Genomic DNA, 17233 nt, shown 5'->3' with positions numbered 1-17233 from the left:
CCGGGGCCCCGCGCCGCGCGGCCCGTCACTCGGCGATGCCCCACTCGCCGGCGTTGTAGGGCGGCCCGTAGTAGGTGCCGTTGGCCCGGACGTTGACCAGGTTCGCCTTGTAGGCCAGCAGGTCCGGCACCTGGTAGAGCGGCAGGATGTAGGCGTCCTCGGTGAGCTGCGCGTCCACCCCGTTGAGGTACTCGGCCACCTTCGACTCGTCGGTGGCACCGAGCGCCTTGGCGAGCAGGTCGTCCACGACGGGGTTGGAGTAGCCGCCGAAGTTGAGCCCCGCCTTGGTCTTGAACGCCTGGGAGTACTGGGAGGCCACGAACGTCTGCCCGATCCAGCCCATCGCGAACAGGTCGAAGTCCTTGCCCGCCTGGTGGGTCACGGTCGCGCCGATCGAGTCGGTGGTCTGCACGTCCACCGTCACGCCGAGCTTCTTGGCCGTGTCGGCGAACAACTGGCACACCGTCTGGAGCACCTGGTTGTTCTGGATGTAGCGCATGGTCAGCGTCGGCACCGGCGTGCCCCGCGGGTCGATGAGCTTGCCGTCCTCGATCCGGTAGCCGGCGTCGGTGAGGATGGACGTCGCCTTGGCGAGGTCGCCGGTGCCCAGCGTGCCGAGGTTGTCCTGGTAGCCGGGCTGCTGCGGGACGTAGATCCGGTTGCGCAGCGGGGTGGCGTCGGAGGAGAACTGGCCGACGGTCTTCCCGATGGTCTGCTCCACGTCCACGGCGGTGAACAACGCCCTGCGCAGCACCGGGTCCTGCATGGACGGGTTGTTGAGGTTGGGCAGCACCATCTGCTTGCGCAGCCCCTGCACGAGCTGGTACTTCACGTCGCCCAGCGCCTGCACGTTGCGCAGCAGGTCGACCTGGGGGTCCGGGTTGATGATCTGGACCTCGTCGTTCTGCAACGCCGGCACCTCCTGCGAGGTGTCGGTGACGACCCGGAACACCAGCCGCTCCAGCGTGACCGGCTTGCCCCACCACTTCGGGTTGGGCACCAGCGTCGCGGCCTGGTTGGTCTCCCAGGAGGCGAACATGAACGGGCCGCCGGACCAGTCGGGGAACGAGTCCTGGTAGCGGAACCCCTCGTTGAACGACTTGGCCAGGCCCTCCGGGGTGCCGTCGTCGCCGAGCTTGCGAGCGACGTGCGCGGGCAGGATCGGCCCGAAGAGCGACTTCCAGTCGCCGTAGGGCTTGTCGAACACCACCGTGACGGTGCGCCCGTCGTCGGTGCCGGTCAGCGAGGCCATGTTCTCGTAACCCATCGTGGAGGCGACCTCGCACGTCGGGCACGTGCGCGGGTCCGACGCCCGCCGCACGTAGTCGAAGTCGGCCGCCGTGATCGGCGTCCCGTCGTTCCACACGGCGGCGGGGTTGATCCGGTAGACCAGGGTCTGCGGCGACTCGCTGGTCTGCTCGGCGCTGACCAGCAGGTCGTCGTTGAGCTCGATGGTCTTGAGGTCGGGCAGGCTGACGAACGCGCCGGGGTCGTAGACGTCGGCGACCAACTGGGTGGCGACACCGATGTCCGCGCCCAGCGGGTTCCAGTTCAGGATGTTGCGCTCCAGGACGTAGGTGATCGTCCCGCCCTGCTTCGCGGTGCCGGCGTTGACCGAGTTGGCCTCGCCGCGCACCAGGTTGGACGTGTCGCCGCCGCTCGGCGGACCGGCGGAACAGGCGGTCACCGCCAAGGCGACGGCGAGCACGCCGGACATCGTTCGACGATTCATGCGTTGCTCCACAACTTCTCGACGGTGGGCCCCGACGCGGTTACCAGAGTGAACAGGTGGGCCGCCGGAAGTAGCAAGCAACAATCGGTGAAACCCCCCTTTAATCCTTGCTAAAGACCCCTTGAGCTGCGTGGACGGCATTAAGTAAAGGTAATCGTCGCCGTACGGCAACTCTGTCTTGTGTTCCGTGCGCGGGTCTGCGCAGAATTCGCGCACCGAATGCTGGAGTGCGCCGGACGACAGGGAGCGAATATGCCGACACTCGCCGAAACGATCCAGTGGACCGATCACCCGGTCGCCTCGTCACTGGCCTACGGCTCCGTCGACGTGCGGATCGGGACCGTGGGCGAGGGCGGTCCGGTGGGGCTGCTCGTGGCGAGCGTGCACGGGGACGAGGGGCCCTGGGGCACGCTCGCGGTCAACCGGCTGCTGGCCGGCGTGCGACGGGAGGAACTGGTCGGCACGCTGCGGGTGGTGCCCGTCGCGCACCCGCTCGCCACCGAGGCCGACGCCCGCCAGACCCACCTGGACCTGCTCGACCTCAACAACTGCTTCCCCGGCGACGCGCGGGGCTCCCACACCCAGCGGGTGGCCGCCGTGCTGGCGGAGCACGCGGTCGACGGCACGGACGTGGTGCTGGACGTGCACGGCGGCGGTAGCTGGAACATCAACTGCTTCACCTACCGGTTCCCTGGCAGCGAGCACGTCGCCGAGTGGATGGGCACCCCGCTGATCCTCGACGGCCCCGACCGCGCCTCCAGCCTCACCGGGCACGCCCGCGCGCAGGGCGCGGTCGCCGTGTGGATCGAGATGGGCGGGCGCGGCGAGTTCGAGGAGGACCGCGCCGCCGCCGTCACCCGCGGGCTGCGCCGGGCGCTGGGCAAGGCCGGCGTGCTGACCGAAGCCGACCTGCCCGACGAACCGGGCACCGTGGCCACCGGCAAGGTGCCGCTGTCGACCTCCCGGCCAGGCATCTACCAGCCCGTCCTGCGGGAGGCCGCGCTCGGCACGGTGGTCGCGCGGGACACCGTCGTCGGCCACCTGCTCGACCCCGTGACCAGCGAAGTGCTGGAGACCTACCGCGCCCCGTTCCCGCGCACCGCGCTCGCGCTGCTGCGCCCCACCCTGGCCCGGATCGAGTCACCCGGCCAGGTCGTCGCCCTCGTCGCCGAGATCGTTGAGGAGTCCGCACGATGATCGACCCCACCGGCCGCTTCGCCCTCGTCGCCGGCAACGCCGAAGACCTCGGCCACGCCGTCGCCCGCGAACTCGCCGCCGCCGGCATGACCGTCGCGGTGCTGTGCGACCAGGCCGACGCCGTGCGCGCGCTGGCCGACGAACTGCCCTCCGTGCACGCGTTCGTCACCGACTTCACCGACGCGCACGCGCTGCGCGCCACGGCCGAACAGGCCCTGGAGCGCTTCGGCACGCCCCGGCTGTTCGTGCACAACTCGGCCGTCTTCCGCGAGACGTCCGTGCTGGAGCTCGACGTGCCGGCCTTCCGCGCCGAAGCGGACAGCATCCTGCAAAGCGCGTTCGTGCTGTCGAAGGCCGTGTGGCCGGGCATGGTCGCGGCGCGCGACGGCAGCATCGTGTTCGTCTCGTCGGGCTCGGCGCTGTCCGGGTTCGCGAACGAGGCCGCCTACGTGGCGGGCAAGCACGGCCAGGAAGGGCTGATGAAGGTGCTCGCCCTGGAGGGCCGCGACCACGGCGTCGCGGTCAACAGCATCACCACCGGCGCGCCGATCGACGGCCCGCTGGCCTACACCTACTCCGACGCCATGCGCGCGGTGATGGTGCCGCCGGCGCGGCTCGCGCCCGCGTTCGCGTTCCTGGCGGGGATCGACGCCGACTTCGCCACCGGCCACCGGTTCAACGCCTTCCAGGTGTCCGAGGCCATCCGGGTGACCCGGGAAGGGGTGTCCGCGTGATCGACGTCGACGGCAAGGTGGCTTTCCTGACCGGGGCCGCCGAAGGGCTCGGCCGGGAGATCGCCCGCGAACTCGTCGCCGCCGGGATGCGCGTGGCGCTGCTGGACGTGCAGGGCGGCAAGCTGGCCGCGCTGACCGGGGAGCTGCGCGACGCGGGCGCGGACGTGCTGCCCCTGGAGGTCGACCTGGCCGACCCGGCGGCGACCCGGTCGGCGACGGAGGCGGCGCTGGCGCACTACGGCCCGCCCCGGGCGCTGATCCACAACGCCGCCGTGCTCAAGGAGGTGTCCATGCTGGACGTCACCTTCGAGGACTGGCGGCGCGAGGTGGACATCATCCTCGGCGCGGCCTACGTGCTCACCAAGACCGTGTGGCCGCACATGGTCGCCGCGCGGGACGGGAGCATCGTGTTCCTGTCCTCCGGCTCCGCGCTGTCCGGGTTCGTCAAGGAGACCGCGTACACGCCCGGCAAGCACGCGCAGGAGGGCCTGATGAAGGTGCTCGCGCTGGAGGGCCGCGAGCACAACGTGGCGGTGAACACGATGTCGACCGGGCGACCGATCGACACGCCCATGTCCGACTCCCACTACACCGAGGAGATGCGGATCGGGATCGTGCCGCCGGCGCGGCTCGCGCCCGCGTTCGCGTTCCTCGCCGGGATCGACGCCGACTTCGCCACCGGCCACCGGTTCAACGCCTTCCAGGTGTCCGAGGCGATCCGGGTGACCCGCCGGTGATCCCGCCGGCGGGCCACTACCGGCCGTTCGTCCGCGCGGGGGACACCGTGTACGTGTCCGGGCAGGTGCCGCGCCTGCCCGACGGCTCCTACGAGCCCGCCGACGTGGCCACCGAGACCGCGCTGGCGCTGCGCAACCTCGCGGCGGTCGTCGAGGCGGCCGGCGGCGGGCCCACCAGCGTGGTCAAGGTGACCGCGTACCTGGCCGACCTCGCCGACTTCGCCGAGTTCGACCGGGCGTGCGCCGCCCACTTCGGCGCGTGGAAACCGGCCCGCACGACGGTCGCGGCCGGGCTCCGCTCGGTCAAGGTCGAGGTGGACGCCGTCCTGCACCTCCCCGTCGCGCCCCGGTGACGGCGGGTGACGGGGGTTGCCCGTGGGCTGTGCCGTGCCAGGATGGCGGGGGTGATCGGACACCGGGAGTGAGGTGACGCCGGCGTGCTGACGGTGAGCCTGGCGGGGCTGCGCGCGATCGAGGCCCTCGCCGTCCACGGGTCGATGACGGCCGCCGCCAGCGCGCTCGGCTACACCCCCTCGGCGATCTCGCAGCAGATCGCCAGGCTGAGCCGCGACGCGCACCAGCAGCTCGTGGAGCACCAGGCGGGCCGGACCACGCTGACCCCGGCGGGCCGCGTCATGGCCGAGTCCGCCAGCCGGATCATCGTCGAGCTGGAGAGCATGAGCGCCGAGCTCCAGGCGCAGAGCGAGACGGTCACCGGGACCCTCACCGTCGCCGTGTTCCCCACCGCCGCGCGCGGCGTGCTGCCCCGCGCCACCGAGCACCTGGCGCGGACCTGGGCGGACCTGGAGCTGCGGCTGATCGAGGCCGACTCGCACCGGGCGGTGGAACTGGTCGCGCGCGGCACGGCGGACCTGGCCGTGGCGCACGACTGGATGGCCATCCCGCTGACCCTGCCGGAGGGGCTCAAGGCCAGGCACCTGGGCGACGACCTGTCCGACGTGCTCGCCCACCACGAGCACCCGCTGGTCGGCAGGTCGTCGGTGGACCTGGACGCGCTGCGCGGGGACCGGTGGCTCTACGAACCCGGCTCGGTGGCGCACGACTTCCTGCTCAACGCCTTCCAGCACACGCCGAACCCGAACAGGTTCACCCACATCGTCACCGAGTACGCCAGCCAAATCGAACTGGTCGGCGCGGGCCTCGGCCTGGCCCTGGTGCCCCGCATGGGCCGGGGACCACTCCCGCCCTCGGTCCGCGTGCTGCCCGTGGCGGCCCCGCCCCTGCGCCGGATCTACGGGGTGTGGCGCACCCCGACGGGCCGCCGCCCCGCCCTGGCCGCCGCCCTCGGCGTGCTCGAAACCGTGTGCGCGGAACTGGAGCACGACGGCTGAAAGGCCGGGTGCGGCGACCGCCCACGCCGTCAGCCTCCCTGGCGTGACCGCCGGCGGGTGACCGCGATGAGCCCGGCACCCAGTGCCGACACCAGGACGCCCAGCCCGATCAGCAGCCCGACGGGGGAGCTGCTCCCCGTGGCGGCGAGTCCTCCGGGGTACGGCGACACCTGCCCCGGCGGCCTCGGGCCGCCGGGGGTGGCACCCGGGCCGGGCACGCCGCCGTTGCCGGCCGAGGTCGTGGTGGTCGTGCCCGGTCCCGTGCTCGTCGGACCCGTGCTCGTCGGACCTGGGGTCGTCGGTGCCGTGGTCGTGGTGGTGTCGGTCGTGGTGCCGGTCGTGTCGCTGGTGCTGGTGGTGTCGCTGGTGCTGGTCGTCGTCGGGACGACCTCGCACAGGTCCGTGGTGAACGTGTTGCTGTCCAGCGTCACCTCGCCGTTGCGCGCCAGGGCCCGGCCCTGGACGTCCGCGCCGGTGTTCGCCGTGATCGACGTCAGCGCCATGATCGTGCCGACGAAGTCCGAGTCCGTGCCGAGCGTCGCGGAGCTGCCGACCTGCCAGAAGACGTTGCACGCCTGGGCACCGTTGACGAGGTTGATCGAGCTGTTCGACGCGGTGATCAGGGTCGAGGACGTCTGGAAGATCCAGACCGTGTTCGGGTCGCCCTGGCCGTCGAGCGTCAGCGTCCCGCTCAGCTCGACCGCCCCGGGTGCCCGGTAGACGCCGCCGACCAGCGTCAGCCCGACGAGGTCGGCGGGGACGTCGGAGGTCGGCGCGCGGCCGGCCGCGTCGTTGTAGGCGACGGTCAGGTCGCTCTGCGCCTGGGCGGCCACCGCGTCGTTGGCGTGGATGGTGCCCCCGACGAGGCCCGGCGGGAAGCCCGTGATGCTGGTGCCGGGGCTCACGCCGAGGTCGCGGTTCAGGGTGCTGGCACCGGTGTTCGTGACGGACTGGGCACCGAGCACCGAGAAGCTCTCCGCCCCGCCCAGCTCCACCCGCGCCTCGACGGCGAACGCCGAGGGCGGGGCCGACACCGTGCCGAAGAGCGCCAGGGCGCTCATCACCGCGCCGACGGCCCCCAGCGCGGCCCACCGGGAGTGCCGGGACGCCCCGGTCGCGGCCGTTGCGGGTGTGCGGTTCATCCGTGTCGCCTTCCGTCGATCAGCCGAACGGGCCGCCGGCGGGCACGGTCGATCGAGGTCTCCCGCTCACGGGCGGGCGGCCGGACCGCTGGTCCACTGTGGACCGACCCGTGTCCCCGTCCGGGGCCTCGGCCACCGCGTGCAGACGTTAAGGGCGGGGGAGGTCGGTTGCCACGCGAAACCCCCCACGACCGCCCCACGGTGTGGATGTTCCACCCGAACGAGTTTCTCGTTCGGGGCGGTGGGCCGGCGGCTTCCGTACCCGATCGGCGGGACCTGCGCACCGCCGCCGGCCGGAATACTCGACGTCGTGAACGCTTCGCCGACCGCCCGGTACCCGCCTGTCGCCGTGTTCCGGGACCCCCGACCCGGTGGGGTCACCCCCGAGTTCGACCTCCCCGTCCGCTCCCGGGCGCAGCGGACCGCCGCGCTGTTGGGCGCGGTGCCGACGCACGCCGGCCCGGTCGAGCGCACCGCCGCCCTGCGGCGCGCGTCGGCGGTCGCCGAAGGGCTGGTGTCGGCGCTGTCCGCGCAGGGCCCGGCCGTGGTGGGCGAGGACCTGCCGGCCGGGTCGACCAGCCAGTCGTTCTTCCGCGTGCGCGAGGTGGACCTGTCCGACCACCAGGCCGCGCTGCACGGCGCGTCGATCGTGCTGCGCGGCCTGGAAGACCTGGGCGAGGCCCCGCTGTCCGGCTCCGACCTGGCCGTCGAGGTCGCCGGCATGGCGCGCGCCGTGCTCGACCTGACCGGTGCCACCGCCCCGGATTCCCCTCCCGAGGAGCCGGTGTCGCCCGCGCCGGCCGTGGCGGACACGTCGTGGGACGCCCGGTGGACGGCGCGGTGGATCATCGGCCACCAGGTGCACGTGCTGTTCAACGTCTGCGCGGCGGTCGCGGTGACCGACGCCGCGCACCACCTGCGCCTCGGCGCGACGACCTCCGCCCTGCGCAGGCTCGGCCACGCCACCACCTTCGTGCGGGGCTTCCCGGCGGCCATGGCCCACGCCGGCATGATCCCCGTCGAGTACTACACCGCGACCGTCCGCCCCACCATGCAGCCGCCCGAGGTGGAACGCCCGTTGAGCGGGCGGCAGCACCGCGCCTACAAGACCTTCCGCGCGGCGATGAAGGACCTGCTCGCGGTGGTGCCCGAGCCCTACCGGCAGCTCGCCGCCCGGGACCCGGAACTCGCCGCGGCCCGCGACGCGCTGCTCGAAGCCGACCTCGTCGACAGCGAGCGGCACGTCACCCTCGCCTACTCCATGGTGAGCCTGCAACGCTCCATCGCCCAGTCGCCCGACGGCCCGGACAACGCCGTGGGCGAACTGCGCCTGATGCGCCACCGGCGAGCGGCCCGGTACGCGCCGCTGATCCGCTTCGGCGACCACTACGTCGCCGATGCCGTGGCAGCCCTGCGGCACTGACCCCGAGACCGCACCGGAACCAGGAGCGAACGCCGATGCCCGAGCTCGCCGCCACCACCGACAGCGCCACCACCGACAGCGCCACCACCGACAGCGCCCTCACCGTCACCGCCGAGCTGGACCTGACCCCGTCCGACACCGCCGAAGTGGAACGCCTGGCGCGGGGGCTGAGCTCCGACAGCCGGTACCGGGTGGACGCACCGGAGTGGATCGCCCGCGCCCGGGACGCCTGGGACGAGGCTCCGCTGTCCTTGCGCCGCGCGGTGCGCCGGTTCCGGCGGCACTCGGGCCCGCAGGGCGTGCTGGTGATCCACGGCCTCCCGGTCGACGCCGCCGCGCTGCCCGCCACACCGTCCACATCGGACTCGGTGCAGCGCGAACCCACCGTCGCCTCGGCGGTGCTCGCCGTGCTCGCCTGCGGGCTCGGTGACCCGGTCGCCTACCGGGCCGAGAAGTCCGGTGCCCTCGTCCAGGACGTCGTCCCGGTGCCCGGCAAGGAGAACTTCTCCGGCAACGCCGGATCGGCGCTGCTGACCTTCCACAACGAGAACGCCTTCCACCCCCACGAACCCGACCACGTGCTGCTGCTGTGCCTGCGCGCCGACCACGACCGCGTCGCGGGCCTGCGCACGGCCTGCCTGCGCGAGGCGCTGCCCCTGCTCCCCGAGGCCACCAGGGACGTGCTGTCCGCGCCCGAGTTCATCCTCCGACCGCCCCCGTCCTTCGGCACCGACGACACAGCCCGCGCACCGCAACCGGTGCTTTCCGGAGCGGACGACGACCCCGACATCCGGATCGCCCAGATCGCCGTCACCGCGCTGACCCCACGGGCCGAGGCGGCACTGGCCGAACTCGCCCACGCCTTCGACACCGCCGTGCGCACCACCCGACTGGCACCCGGCGACATGGCCGTCGTGGACAACCGGGTCACCGTGCACGGCCGCACACCCTTCCGTCCCCGCTACGACGGAGCGGACCGCTGGGTCCAGCGCACCTTCGCCCTCACCGACCTGCGCCGCTCCCGCGACCACCGCCCCGACGACGGCTACGTCCTCGCCCGGTGACCACGCGCGCCCCTCCGGGGGCCTTGGGCAGCCGGCGCGGTTCGAGCTGCACCAGGCCGGGCACTCCGTCCGCGTGTCCCGGGTCGTCGGCTTGCGGTCGGCCTCCACCCGCATGGTGGTCTCGAACTCGAAACCGGCCTTGCGCTGGACCACCGGCTCCCGGCCGGGGGTGCGTCGCAGGTGCAGGATCGTCTACCGCAGACGACCTCCCGGCGGACCGGAGTCCGTCCCGCCAGGTTTGGCGTCCCCCGTGTCGAGGAACCTCGATCCCATGGGGATCTCGACGTCCCGGCGGCGTCCGTCGGCGTGGTTTTTCGGGTTGATGGGCGTGGCGGTGATCATCGGCTTCGCCATCGGCACGTACGCGGTGTGGAGCAACGACTCCGCGTTGGCCGAACGCGGGCGGAAAGCCACCGCCCGCGTGGTCGACACGCACAAGAACGACGAGGTCGAGTTCCGCACCCCCGACGGCACCCCCGTGCGCGCGGCGATCGGTCCGAGCATCACCGGACCGGAGGTCCGGGTGGGCGAGGAGATCGAGATCATCTACGACCCCGCCGACCCCTCGTCGGACGTCGAGGACGCGCGGGCACCCGACGACCGCAGCTTCGCCTACCTGCTGCTCGGCATCACGGTCCTGGCCGTCGTGGGCGTCCCGTTGGCCACCTTGCGCCTCGCACGCACGTCAGGCCGCACCCCGTCCCCGTGACCGGTCCGCGTCGGCGCGGCGGTGCCGGCCGGGAAACCGTCGAACGACCTCGGGCGGGTGTCCCGTCGACCGGGTAGCCGATCCGGCCGACCCCGGCGGCGAGCAGGCCGAGCGGCCAGTCCGCACCGTCCTGGTCCCCGCCGGGGAACTCGATGTCGCCGTGCCGCCGGCCACGGCTCGTGGTCGTAGGCGTGGGAGCGGTCGGTCCGCGACGTCGTGGCGGTCATGCGCACATCCAAGCCCGAGGGGTCAGGCGGACGTGCGGAGACCTCGGGCGTGCAGGCGGGGGAGCACTTCCTGGGCGAAGTAGTCCAGCTCGGCGAGGTAGTCGACGAAGCTCACCGTCATCCCGGAGAACCCGGCCCGGTGGAAGCGCTCGACCTGGTCCGCGACGTCGTCGGGATCGCCGACCAGGGGGCACGTTCCGTGCCCGGCGGCGAACCGGGAGCGGAAGGTCGCGAGCATCGCGGGGGTGAAGGACTTCGCGTGCAGCCCTTGCAGCCGCATGAGGTTGTCGACCGCGTCCCAGTCGGCGTGGTCGTGGGCGTAGTGGTGCAGGTACTCCTGCGCCTCGCGCCGGGTCGGGCGGCACACCACGTGCGCCGGTGTGAACACCCTGGTGGTGCGGCCGTGGTGCCGCCGCGCCCGGTCGGTCAACCGGCGGACCACCGCTTCCCCGTCCTCCGGACCGGCGACGATGGTGAACGCGATGTCGGCGTTGCGCGTGGCGAAGTCGAGGCCCTGGTCCGAGGACCCCGCGTTGACCACGGGGAGGGGACCGTCGTGCGGTCCGGGCAGCCCTTCGACGTCGCGGAGGCGGAAGAACCTGCCGTCGTGGTCGAAGGCGTCCGGCCGGGTCCAGATGGCCCGCACGACGTCCCACCACTCCTGGGCCAGCGCGTAGCGGTCGTCGTGGCTGTCGGGGAGGTCGGTGCCGAACGCGTCGTACTCGGGCTTGTTCCAGCCCGCCACGATGTTGAGCCCGGCCCGCCCCCGGCCGATCTGGTCGAGCGTGGCCAGTTGCTTGGCCACCGCGACCGGGTGGGTGAAGGCGGTGTGCACCGTCGAGAACACGACCAGGCGGGTGGTGCGCGCGAGGAGGCCCGCACCCGACGTCGTGGGGTCGAGCACCTCGCCGTGGAAGTCGCTCCGCCCTCCGTAGCCCTTCCAGCGAGCGGCCGGCAGCAGGAAGTCGATGCCGACCTCCTCGGCCCGCCCGGCCAGCCGCAGGTTGTCCGCCCAACTCCCGGACCACCGCTCGGGAGCGGTGGTCACGGCCAAGCCCGACGAGCAGTTCGCCGCGAACAGACCGAGCTTGAGCCCCTTGCCGTCCAGGATCGTCTTCATCGGGTGGTCCTCTCGTCGCGATGCCGCCCGCGTGCCACACCCCACGATCCACCTCGCGGGCCGCGAGGTGACCGCACGTTGCGGCTGTTCGTCCCGGTACCGTCGATCTCCTGCGGCGATCCGGCCGAGTCGGCCACGTCCGCGTCCGCGTCGAGGAGGTCGCACGACCATGCCACCGAGGGAGGAGTCCGCGCAGCCGGAATGGGTGCCGCGCGGCAACACGAGGGTGGACTGGGGGAGGGCCTCGGTCAGGGTCAACCCCGACCACAAGCGCGCGGCGTCCCGGTACGGCATCATCAGCGCGCTGTCGGCGGCGGGCATCGACGCGGCGCACATCCACCTGTACTACGACGACGACGAGCACGGCGCGTACTGGGTGGTCGACCCGTTACGCGGTCGCAGCGCGCTGCTCACCGACGACACGGAGAGCTACGCGGGCTGGCTGGAAGGACCGTGGCCGTTCGTCGCGAAGTTCCGCGACCCGGACGGCGTCGTCCGCACGGAGGTCGATCTCTCCCTCGACACCCTCGTGGCCCAGGTCATCGCGTGGTGCACCGAGGGCTGACCGCCGCTAGCGGGCGTTGTAGTGGGCCTGGACCTGGGCTGCGGTCAGGACCCGGGGGTAGAGGGCGACCTCGTCCAGCGTGCCCTTGTACGGCTTGTCCGTCGGAGCGCCGTCCGGGCCGGCGAACGACAGGCGGGAGGCCGGGACCGTGAAGCCCGGCAGGCGCAGCGCCGTCGCCGGGCTCGCCTTGCCGTTGACGTACACCTGCCCGGCGCTCGCCGACACCGTGACGGCGACGTGCTGCCAGGTGTTGTTGGTCAGGTAGCCCGAGCTGAGGGTGATGAGCTGCGTGGACGAGTTCTGCAACAGGCCGACCTCACCGCCGCGCAGCACGATCCGGTAGGTCGCCGCACCGGTCGCCGACACGAACTGGAAGAGCGTGCTCTCCGACGACGCGAAGTCGGCCTTGATGAACGCCTCCCACGTGAACACCGACGGCGCGGTGCGGACCGTGGTGGTCGCGAAGCCCAGAGCGGTGTTGGACGGGAACGCGGCGGCCTTCTGGTTCGGGTCCGAGGTCAGCGCACCGGGCACGCCGTACTGCGGCGATCCCCGGAACTGGGCGTGGAAGTTGTTGCCGGACGCGTCGCGGGCGGTCGGGCCGGCCGTCTCGCCGAGGCGGTAGTAGTACTGGGGCTGGTTGGCCAGGACCGCCGCCGGATACCCGGTCAGCGCCGAGGTCCGCCAGCTCGCGGCGGTCGCGGTGGTGTCGGTGAAACCGGCCCGCGCCGTGGTCACCCCGACGGTGACCAGCACGACCAGCGCCGTCCCGGCGGCCACCGCCTGCCGGGTGGAGCGCGGCCGTTGGCCGAACGCGCCGGCCGTGAGCAGCGACAGCGCGCCCGCGATGGCGATCAGCGGCACCCAGCGGCCCTCGCCGATCCACGTGAGGGGGTAGCCGACCCACGGCACCCGCAGCCGTGCCAGGCCCTGCACGTCGTCGACCGGTACCGGGGTGGGGTCCGGGTCGGCGTTCGCGTCGCCCTTGGTGACCAGCGTCCGGTCGCTGTTCACCGACAGCACCCGGTGCAGGATCGTGCGGTCGTTCGGGCCCGGGTCGCTGAACAGGATGATCTGCCCGGCGGCGACGTCGTCACCGGCGATCGGCGACGCCGCCACGACGTCGCCCCGGTCGATGCGCGGTGACATCGAACCCGACACGACGGCCGAGCTCTGCCAGCCGATCAGCGGCGGTACCAGCGACCACAGCACGAGCCCGACCACGATGCCGAGCACCGCGCGGCAGACCGCCCGCCCGGCCGCTGAGGGCCAGGCGTCGACGGACGGTCGCGCGGTGCTCTCCGGATTTCGGATGTCAGCCTCGTCCCTGTTCGGGAAGCTGTCAGGACGTGGTTTCGGCGGCCCAGGTGAAGGTGACGCCGGTGTTCTTGCCCATCAGCTCGGTGGTGTCACCGGTCGGAGCGAAGTTGTAGGCGATGCGGAAGGTCTTGGCCACCGAGACCGGCGTCTGGTAGCCGAGCACGCCGGTGGAGTAGGAGCTGATCGCGTCGAACGCGGCCAGCGTGCCGGTCCACTGCGCGTTCTGGTCCGGCGCGAAGGACGCACCGGAGCCGGTACCGCGTTGGATGGTGAGCGTGATGTTAGTGGCCAGCACGCCGGTCGGCTCGACGGGAGACGTGGCGTACATCCGGATGTCCGAGGCGTAGTCACCCGTGTAGGTGACGGCGACGTCCTTGGTGCCACCGGTGTCCGGTGCCAGGTTCTCCACCGCGAAGACCGCCTGGCCCTCGTGGTCGTTGGTGAGGTTGATCGTGCCCGTGCTCCACGAGTTCGACCCGGTCGAGGTCTGCGCGGAGAACGCGGCCTGTGATGCGGCGAGCACGAGCACACCGGACAACAGGATTCCCAGCGGTGCCGCTGCGTATCGGACGATGGCCTTGGCTCGCGTCGACTTGGTCATCAGGCTCTTTTCTCTCCAGGTACCAGTGGAACTCATTCTATGTAGGTGAGACGCGCGGAGCGGCTCGTTCGTACGCCGGTTCACGGGTGACGTGGAGCACCCTTCTCTGGGACGCTGAGCAGCTACTTTCCTTGCATGATCAGGACTTGTGATCACGGCAAGATCCACAGTGGACGATCAAGGTGCACGCCTCGCGTCGTGCCGGGTGGCGGCGGGTGGTGGGCGCGAAGAGCGTCGCGCGGGCGGTTCGGCCGTTCCGCGGTCCGACTGTCGGGAAAGCCGGGGAGAGGGAATCGGCAAGTCTTTCCCATGGGCACCCACGATCTCAGGGAATCGCGTCGACGGCATTCCTGGTGGCCGCCGAGGGAATGATGTACTCGACCGGCGTGCACGTTTCAACAGTGACGTCGAGCGGGTTGTCCAGCTCATCCGCGCGGGGGTGGGCCTGAGCCTCGGTGGCCGAGTGTTGCAGCCCGCCCGGCAGCGCCGTCGCCGGGGAGGCCGGAGGGGGACGGAGGGGGACGGAGGTCGTGCGACCGGTGCCGGACGGTGCGACCGTGGAGCGGTTGGGGGTCCACGTTGCGGATGGTGCACCGGGTCCCGATTATCGTCTTCCCGGTGCGGCTCGACGGCCGGCCGGTTGCCCGGCTCGGTGGAACCCGCAGGGGACAGGAGAGGTGATGGGCGGGGTGCTGGACCCCGTGACGCGGTTGGCGGTGCTGGAGGCGATCACCGACGGCGCGTTGCGGGAGCTGGAGCTGGAGCAGGTCTTCGACGTGCTCCTGCCACGGGTGCGCGAGCTGTTCGCGGTGGACACCGCCACCGTCCTGCTGACCGACGCCGGAGGCCGGCAGTTGGTGGCCAGGGCGGCGTCCGGGCTGGAGGCGGAGGTCTTCCAGGGCGTCCGGGTCCCGGTCGGCGTGGGTTTCGCCGGTCGGGTGGCGCAGCAGCGGAAGCCGGTGCGCATCGACCGGGTCGACGAGTCGACCGTGGTGAACCCCCTGCTGTGGACGCGCGGACTGCGCGTGCTGCTGGGCGTGCCCATGGTGACGCAGGGGGACCTGGTCGGCGTGCTGCACGTGGGCCGCACCGCTCCCCGGGAGTTCGACGACGAGGAGGTCGTGCTCCTCCAGCTCGTCGCCGACCGGCTCGCGATGGCCGCGCACGCGCACCGGTCGCGGGTCGAGCGCACCGCCGCCGCCATGCTCCAGGACAGCCTGCTGCCCGAGACGCTGCCGGCCACCGCCGAGTGGCACCTGGCGGCCCGGTACGTACCCGGGGCCCACAGCCCGGTCGGCGGTGACTGGTACGACGTGTTCCGGCTGCCCGGCGACCGGCTGGGCCTGGTGATCGGCGACGTCGCGGGCAGCGGGCTGGCCGCCGCGATCGTCATGGGCCGGCTGCGCAGCGCGTTGCGCGCCTACGCGCTGGAGTTCACCGACCCGGCGGAGGTGCTGGGCAGGCTCGACCGCAAGGCGAGCCACTTCGAGGGCTACGCCATGGCCACGATCGCCTACGGCGTGATCGACACCCCCGCCCACCGGCTGGAGCTGGCGCTGGCCGGCCACCCACCACCCGTGCTGGCCGTGCCGGACGGCCGGTCGGTGCTGGTGGACGCCCCCGTGGGACCGCCCGTGGGGTACGGCCTGGCGGTCACCGGCCGCCGGTCGGTCGGCGTGGACCTGCCGCCGGGCGCACTCGTGGCCCTCTACACCGACGGGCTGGTCGAGCGGCGCGACGTGGACCTGGACATGCGGTTGGAGCGCCTCCGGGCGGTCACCCGGGCCGAGCCGCCGGAGACCGCCTGCGTCCGGATCATGGCCGCCCTCGTGGGCGACACGCCCGCCGCCGACGACGTGGCCCTGCTGGCGGTCCGCCGCGCCATGACGGCCACCTGACCGCCGACCGACCACGGATGGAGCAACACCGGACGGTCCGAACGCCGTGATCCCGATCACGTCCGAGGCTGTGGCGAATGGCGGTGGAACGCTCGGCAGACGGGCTCCCGGGAACCCGTCGGGAAGCGAACTACCACGTCCAACGGCATGTTCGCCTCGCGATCACGACCGCCGCCGCCCCGGACGGGGCCGTGCGCCGACCGCCTCGACGCACGAGTTCGGCGACCCACGTGGGGGAGACACCCGCCCGGTGCGTTAGCCGCCGAACGATCCGGGTAATCCGCGACCACGTGATCACCGTGCCGCGGCACTGCGGGTCACCAGGCCTCCGGGTTCCAGACCAAGGGACCCGGAGGCCGCTCACCTACCCGGTCGGTTTCCCGACACCTGGTCGACGAGTTGCCGCGCGAGCAGCCACACCTTCGTGTTCTCCTCCTGGGAGCGGGCCACGAGCAGCTCGAACGCCCCCTTGGAGTCGACCGCGTGCACGGCCATCAGCACGCCCTTCGCCTGCTCGATCACGCACCGGCGTTCGAGCGCCTCGGTGACCTGCGCGGCACTGCGCACGTGGCCGAAGTCCCGGAGGGCACCGTGCACGACCGCTTCCGCGCCCGCGGTGTACACCCGCAGCAGGTGCGCGTCGGCCTCGCCGAAGCCCTCGGCGGCGAACCCGAAGCAGTTGACGGACCCGGTTCTCCCGCCGCCGAGCGACAGGGGTGCCGACAGGACACCGCCCAGGTGGGCGGCGCGCCCGGCGTCGGCGAAGGACGGCCAGCGCCCGGTGGCCTCGGCGAGGGTCGCCCGGACCACCCGGCCGGTGCGGGCCGCGACCAGGCAGGGACCTTCGCCGGAGGCGTACTGGTGCCGGTCGAGGTCCAGGAAGTCGCGATCGGTGATCGCCGCCGTGACCGCCTCGGCCCCGTCGATGACGGTCACCGAAACGATGTCGGCCGCGGGGACCGACGTGACGGCGTGCTCGCCCACCGCCTGGAGCACCTCGTCCAGGTCACCGGCCCCGGCGGCGGCGCGGGTGAGGGCCGTGATCGCCCGCGTGGTGTCGGAGAGCGCCTCGAACCACCAGGAGGTGGCGGGCAGGGGAGTGGCACTGCGGTCTGCTGCTTCGGTCATCGCCTGACCTCCTCGACGAGCGGTTCGCCGGCCCGGTGGTGTCGCGGGCGGGGGAGTTCCCGGTCGCACGTCGATCGGAAACCAGACTTGCCTGCCGTGTTGGTCACCGCCGCCTGCGGGAACGGTGACGACAGCGGGGCGGTGAGAGCCCCGGAAGGGTCCCTCACCGCCCCGTTGGGCTTGGGTCAGCTCGGCCGTCGGCCGTCTGCGGGGTGGGAGAACGCGGGGTCGGCGACACTGGACGGTGCCGGTGCGCCCAAGGGCTGGGGAGCGGCGGGCCCGGG

Annotated in this window: 16 protein-coding genes; 10 read left to right on the top strand and 6 right to left on the bottom strand. The window is 72.4% G+C overall.

The window, feature by feature from the left end; genetic code table 11:
• Positions 1 to 25: 25 nt before the first annotated feature.
• On the bottom strand, positions 26 to 1732 hold the full coding sequence (locus AB0G01_RS28550) for an ABC transporter family substrate-binding protein (RefSeq protein WP_360951497.1): 1707 nt from the start codon (positions 1730 to 1732) through the stop codon (positions 26 to 28).
• 252 nt (positions 1733 to 1984) lie between these two features.
• On the opposite strand from AB0G01_RS28550, the gene AB0G01_RS28545 reads away from it, so the two are divergent.
• From AB0G01_RS28545 to AB0G01_RS28525, 5 genes are all read left to right on the top strand, one after another.
• Positions 1985 to 2929 (top strand): M14 family metallopeptidase, encoded by a 945-nt coding sequence (locus tag AB0G01_RS28545; protein WP_360951494.1) that lies wholly within the window; start codon positions 1985 to 1987, stop codon positions 2927 to 2929.
• A complete protein-coding gene (locus AB0G01_RS28540; RefSeq protein WP_360951491.1) occupies positions 2926 to 3663 on the top strand; it encodes an SDR family oxidoreductase in 738 nt (245 codons plus the stop codon). The genes AB0G01_RS28545 and AB0G01_RS28540 overlap by 4 nt, the downstream gene beginning before the upstream one ends.
• Positions 3660 to 4400 (top strand): SDR family oxidoreductase, encoded by a 741-nt coding sequence (locus AB0G01_RS28535; protein ID WP_360951488.1) that lies wholly within the window; start codon positions 3660 to 3662, stop codon positions 4398 to 4400. Before AB0G01_RS28540 ends, AB0G01_RS28535 begins: the two co-directional genes overlap by 4 nt.
• Positions 4397 to 4753: a RidA family protein gene (locus tag AB0G01_RS28530; RefSeq protein WP_360951485.1), complete on the top strand. Its 357-nt coding sequence runs from the start codon at positions 4397 to 4399 to the stop codon at positions 4751 to 4753. Before AB0G01_RS28535 ends, AB0G01_RS28530 begins: the two co-directional genes overlap by 4 nt.
• An 84-nt stretch (positions 4754 to 4837) precedes the next feature.
• A complete protein-coding gene (locus AB0G01_RS28525) occupies positions 4838 to 5752 on the top strand; it encodes a LysR family transcriptional regulator (RefSeq protein WP_360951482.1) in 915 nt (304 codons plus the stop codon).
• A gap of 29 nt (positions 5753 to 5781) precedes the next feature.
• On the opposite strand, the gene AB0G01_RS28520 is transcribed toward AB0G01_RS28525, so the two are convergent.
• A complete protein-coding gene (locus AB0G01_RS28520) occupies positions 5782 to 6894 on the bottom strand; it encodes an ice-binding family protein (RefSeq protein ID WP_360951479.1) in 1113 nt (370 codons plus the stop codon).
• A 310-nt stretch (positions 6895 to 7204) separates the two neighbouring features.
• Here AB0G01_RS28520 and AB0G01_RS28515 point away from each other — a divergent pair, with 310 nt between their 5' ends.
• From AB0G01_RS28515 to AB0G01_RS28505, 3 genes are all read left to right on the top strand, one after another.
• On the top strand, positions 7205 to 8317 hold the full coding sequence (locus AB0G01_RS28515) for a hypothetical protein (protein WP_360951476.1): 1113 nt from the start codon (positions 7205 to 7207) through the stop codon (positions 8315 to 8317).
• A gap of 35 nt (positions 8318 to 8352) precedes the next feature.
• On the top strand, positions 8353 to 9381 hold the full coding sequence (locus tag AB0G01_RS28510; protein WP_360951473.1) for a TauD/TfdA family dioxygenase: 1029 nt from the start codon (positions 8353 to 8355) through the stop codon (positions 9379 to 9381).
• 271 nt (positions 9382 to 9652) lie between these two features.
• Entirely contained in the window at positions 9653 to 10090 is a 438-nt protein-coding gene (locus tag AB0G01_RS28505) for a DUF3592 domain-containing protein (RefSeq protein ID WP_360951470.1), read from the top strand.
• A 249-nt stretch (positions 10091 to 10339) separates the two neighbouring features.
• Here the strand turns inward: AB0G01_RS28505 and AB0G01_RS28500 are convergent, their stop codons facing one another.
• The gene (locus tag AB0G01_RS28500) at positions 10340 to 11437 is read right to left on the bottom strand and encodes an LLM class flavin-dependent oxidoreductase (protein ID WP_360951467.1); all 1098 of its coding nucleotides are present in this window, start codon (positions 11435 to 11437) and stop codon (positions 10340 to 10342) included.
• Positions 11438 to 11606: 169 nt separating this feature from the next.
• Between AB0G01_RS28500 and AB0G01_RS28495 the strand changes: the two genes are divergently transcribed.
• Positions 11607 to 12002: a hypothetical protein gene (locus tag AB0G01_RS28495; protein ID WP_360951465.1), complete on the top strand. Its 396-nt coding sequence runs from the start codon at positions 11607 to 11609 to the stop codon at positions 12000 to 12002.
• A gap of 6 nt (positions 12003 to 12008) precedes the next feature.
• Here the strand turns inward: AB0G01_RS28495 and AB0G01_RS28490 are convergent, their stop codons facing one another.
• Together AB0G01_RS28490 and AB0G01_RS28485 are read right to left on the bottom strand one after the other, a co-directional pair.
• Positions 12009 to 13238 carry a signal peptidase I gene (locus tag AB0G01_RS28490; RefSeq protein WP_360951462.1) on the bottom strand — a complete coding sequence of 410 codons (1230 nt, stop codon included), beginning with the start codon at positions 13236 to 13238 and terminating at the stop codon, positions 12009 to 12011.
• A gap of 106 nt (positions 13239 to 13344) precedes the next feature.
• Positions 13345 to 13923, bottom strand: a complete 579-nt coding sequence (locus AB0G01_RS28485) for a hypothetical protein (protein WP_360951459.1) — start codon at positions 13921 to 13923, stop codon at positions 13345 to 13347.
• Between the two features lie 680 nt (positions 13924 to 14603).
• Here AB0G01_RS28485 and AB0G01_RS28480 point away from each other — a divergent pair.
• Positions 14604 to 15821 carry a GAF domain-containing SpoIIE family protein phosphatase gene (locus AB0G01_RS28480; RefSeq protein WP_360951457.1) on the top strand — a complete coding sequence of 406 codons (1218 nt, stop codon included), beginning with the start codon at positions 14604 to 14606 and terminating at the stop codon, positions 15819 to 15821.
• A 360-nt stretch (positions 15822 to 16181) separates the two neighbouring features.
• Here AB0G01_RS28480 and AB0G01_RS28475 read toward each other — a convergent pair whose 3' ends face one another.
• Positions 16182 to 16949: a GAF and ANTAR domain-containing protein gene (locus AB0G01_RS28475; protein WP_360951455.1), complete on the bottom strand. Its 768-nt coding sequence runs from the start codon at positions 16947 to 16949 to the stop codon at positions 16182 to 16184.
• Positions 16950 to 17233 lie beyond the last annotated feature (284 nt).

The sequence above is a fragment of the Actinosynnema sp. NPDC023587 genome (genome assembly GCF_040640215.1).
In the GTDB taxonomy this organism is placed as follows: Bacteria; Actinomycetota; Actinomycetes; order Mycobacteriales; family Pseudonocardiaceae; genus Actinosynnema.
The sequence above is the reverse complement of the archived record's forward strand: the minus strand, read 5'-3'. Positions and strand labels throughout refer to the sequence as shown.

Coding starts and splice junctions, on each gene's coding strand:
- AB0G01_RS28520 (WP_360951479.1), bottom strand. CDS start 6,894: ATGAACCGCACACCCGCAACGGCCGCGACCGGGGCGTCCCGGCACTCC.
- AB0G01_RS28550 (WP_360951497.1), bottom strand. CDS start 1,732: ATGAATCGTCGAACGATGTCCGGCGTGCTCGCCGTCGCCTTGGCGGTG.
- AB0G01_RS28485 (WP_360951459.1), bottom strand. CDS start 13,923: ATGACCAAGTCGACGCGAGCCAAGGCCATCGTCCGATACGCAGCGGCA.
- AB0G01_RS28475 (WP_360951455.1), bottom strand. CDS start 16,949: ATGACCGAAGCAGCAGACCGCAGTGCCACTCCCCTGCCCGCCACCTCC.
- AB0G01_RS28480 (WP_360951457.1), top strand. CDS start 14,604: ATGGGCGGGGTGCTGGACCCCGTGACGCGGTTGGCGGTGCTGGAGGCG.
- AB0G01_RS28510 (WP_360951473.1), top strand. CDS start 8,353: ATGCCCGAGCTCGCCGCCACCACCGACAGCGCCACCACCGACAGCGCC.
- AB0G01_RS28495 (WP_360951465.1), top strand. CDS start 11,607: ATGCCACCGAGGGAGGAGTCCGCGCAGCCGGAATGGGTGCCGCGCGGC.
- AB0G01_RS28500 (WP_360951467.1), bottom strand. CDS start 11,437: ATGAAGACGATCCTGGACGGCAAGGGGCTCAAGCTCGGTCTGTTCGCG.
- AB0G01_RS28505 (WP_360951470.1), top strand. CDS start 9,653: ATGGGGATCTCGACGTCCCGGCGGCGTCCGTCGGCGTGGTTTTTCGGG.
- AB0G01_RS28545 (WP_360951494.1), top strand. CDS start 1,985: ATGCCGACACTCGCCGAAACGATCCAGTGGACCGATCACCCGGTCGCC.
- AB0G01_RS28540 (WP_360951491.1), top strand. CDS start 2,926: ATGATCGACCCCACCGGCCGCTTCGCCCTCGTCGCCGGCAACGCCGAA.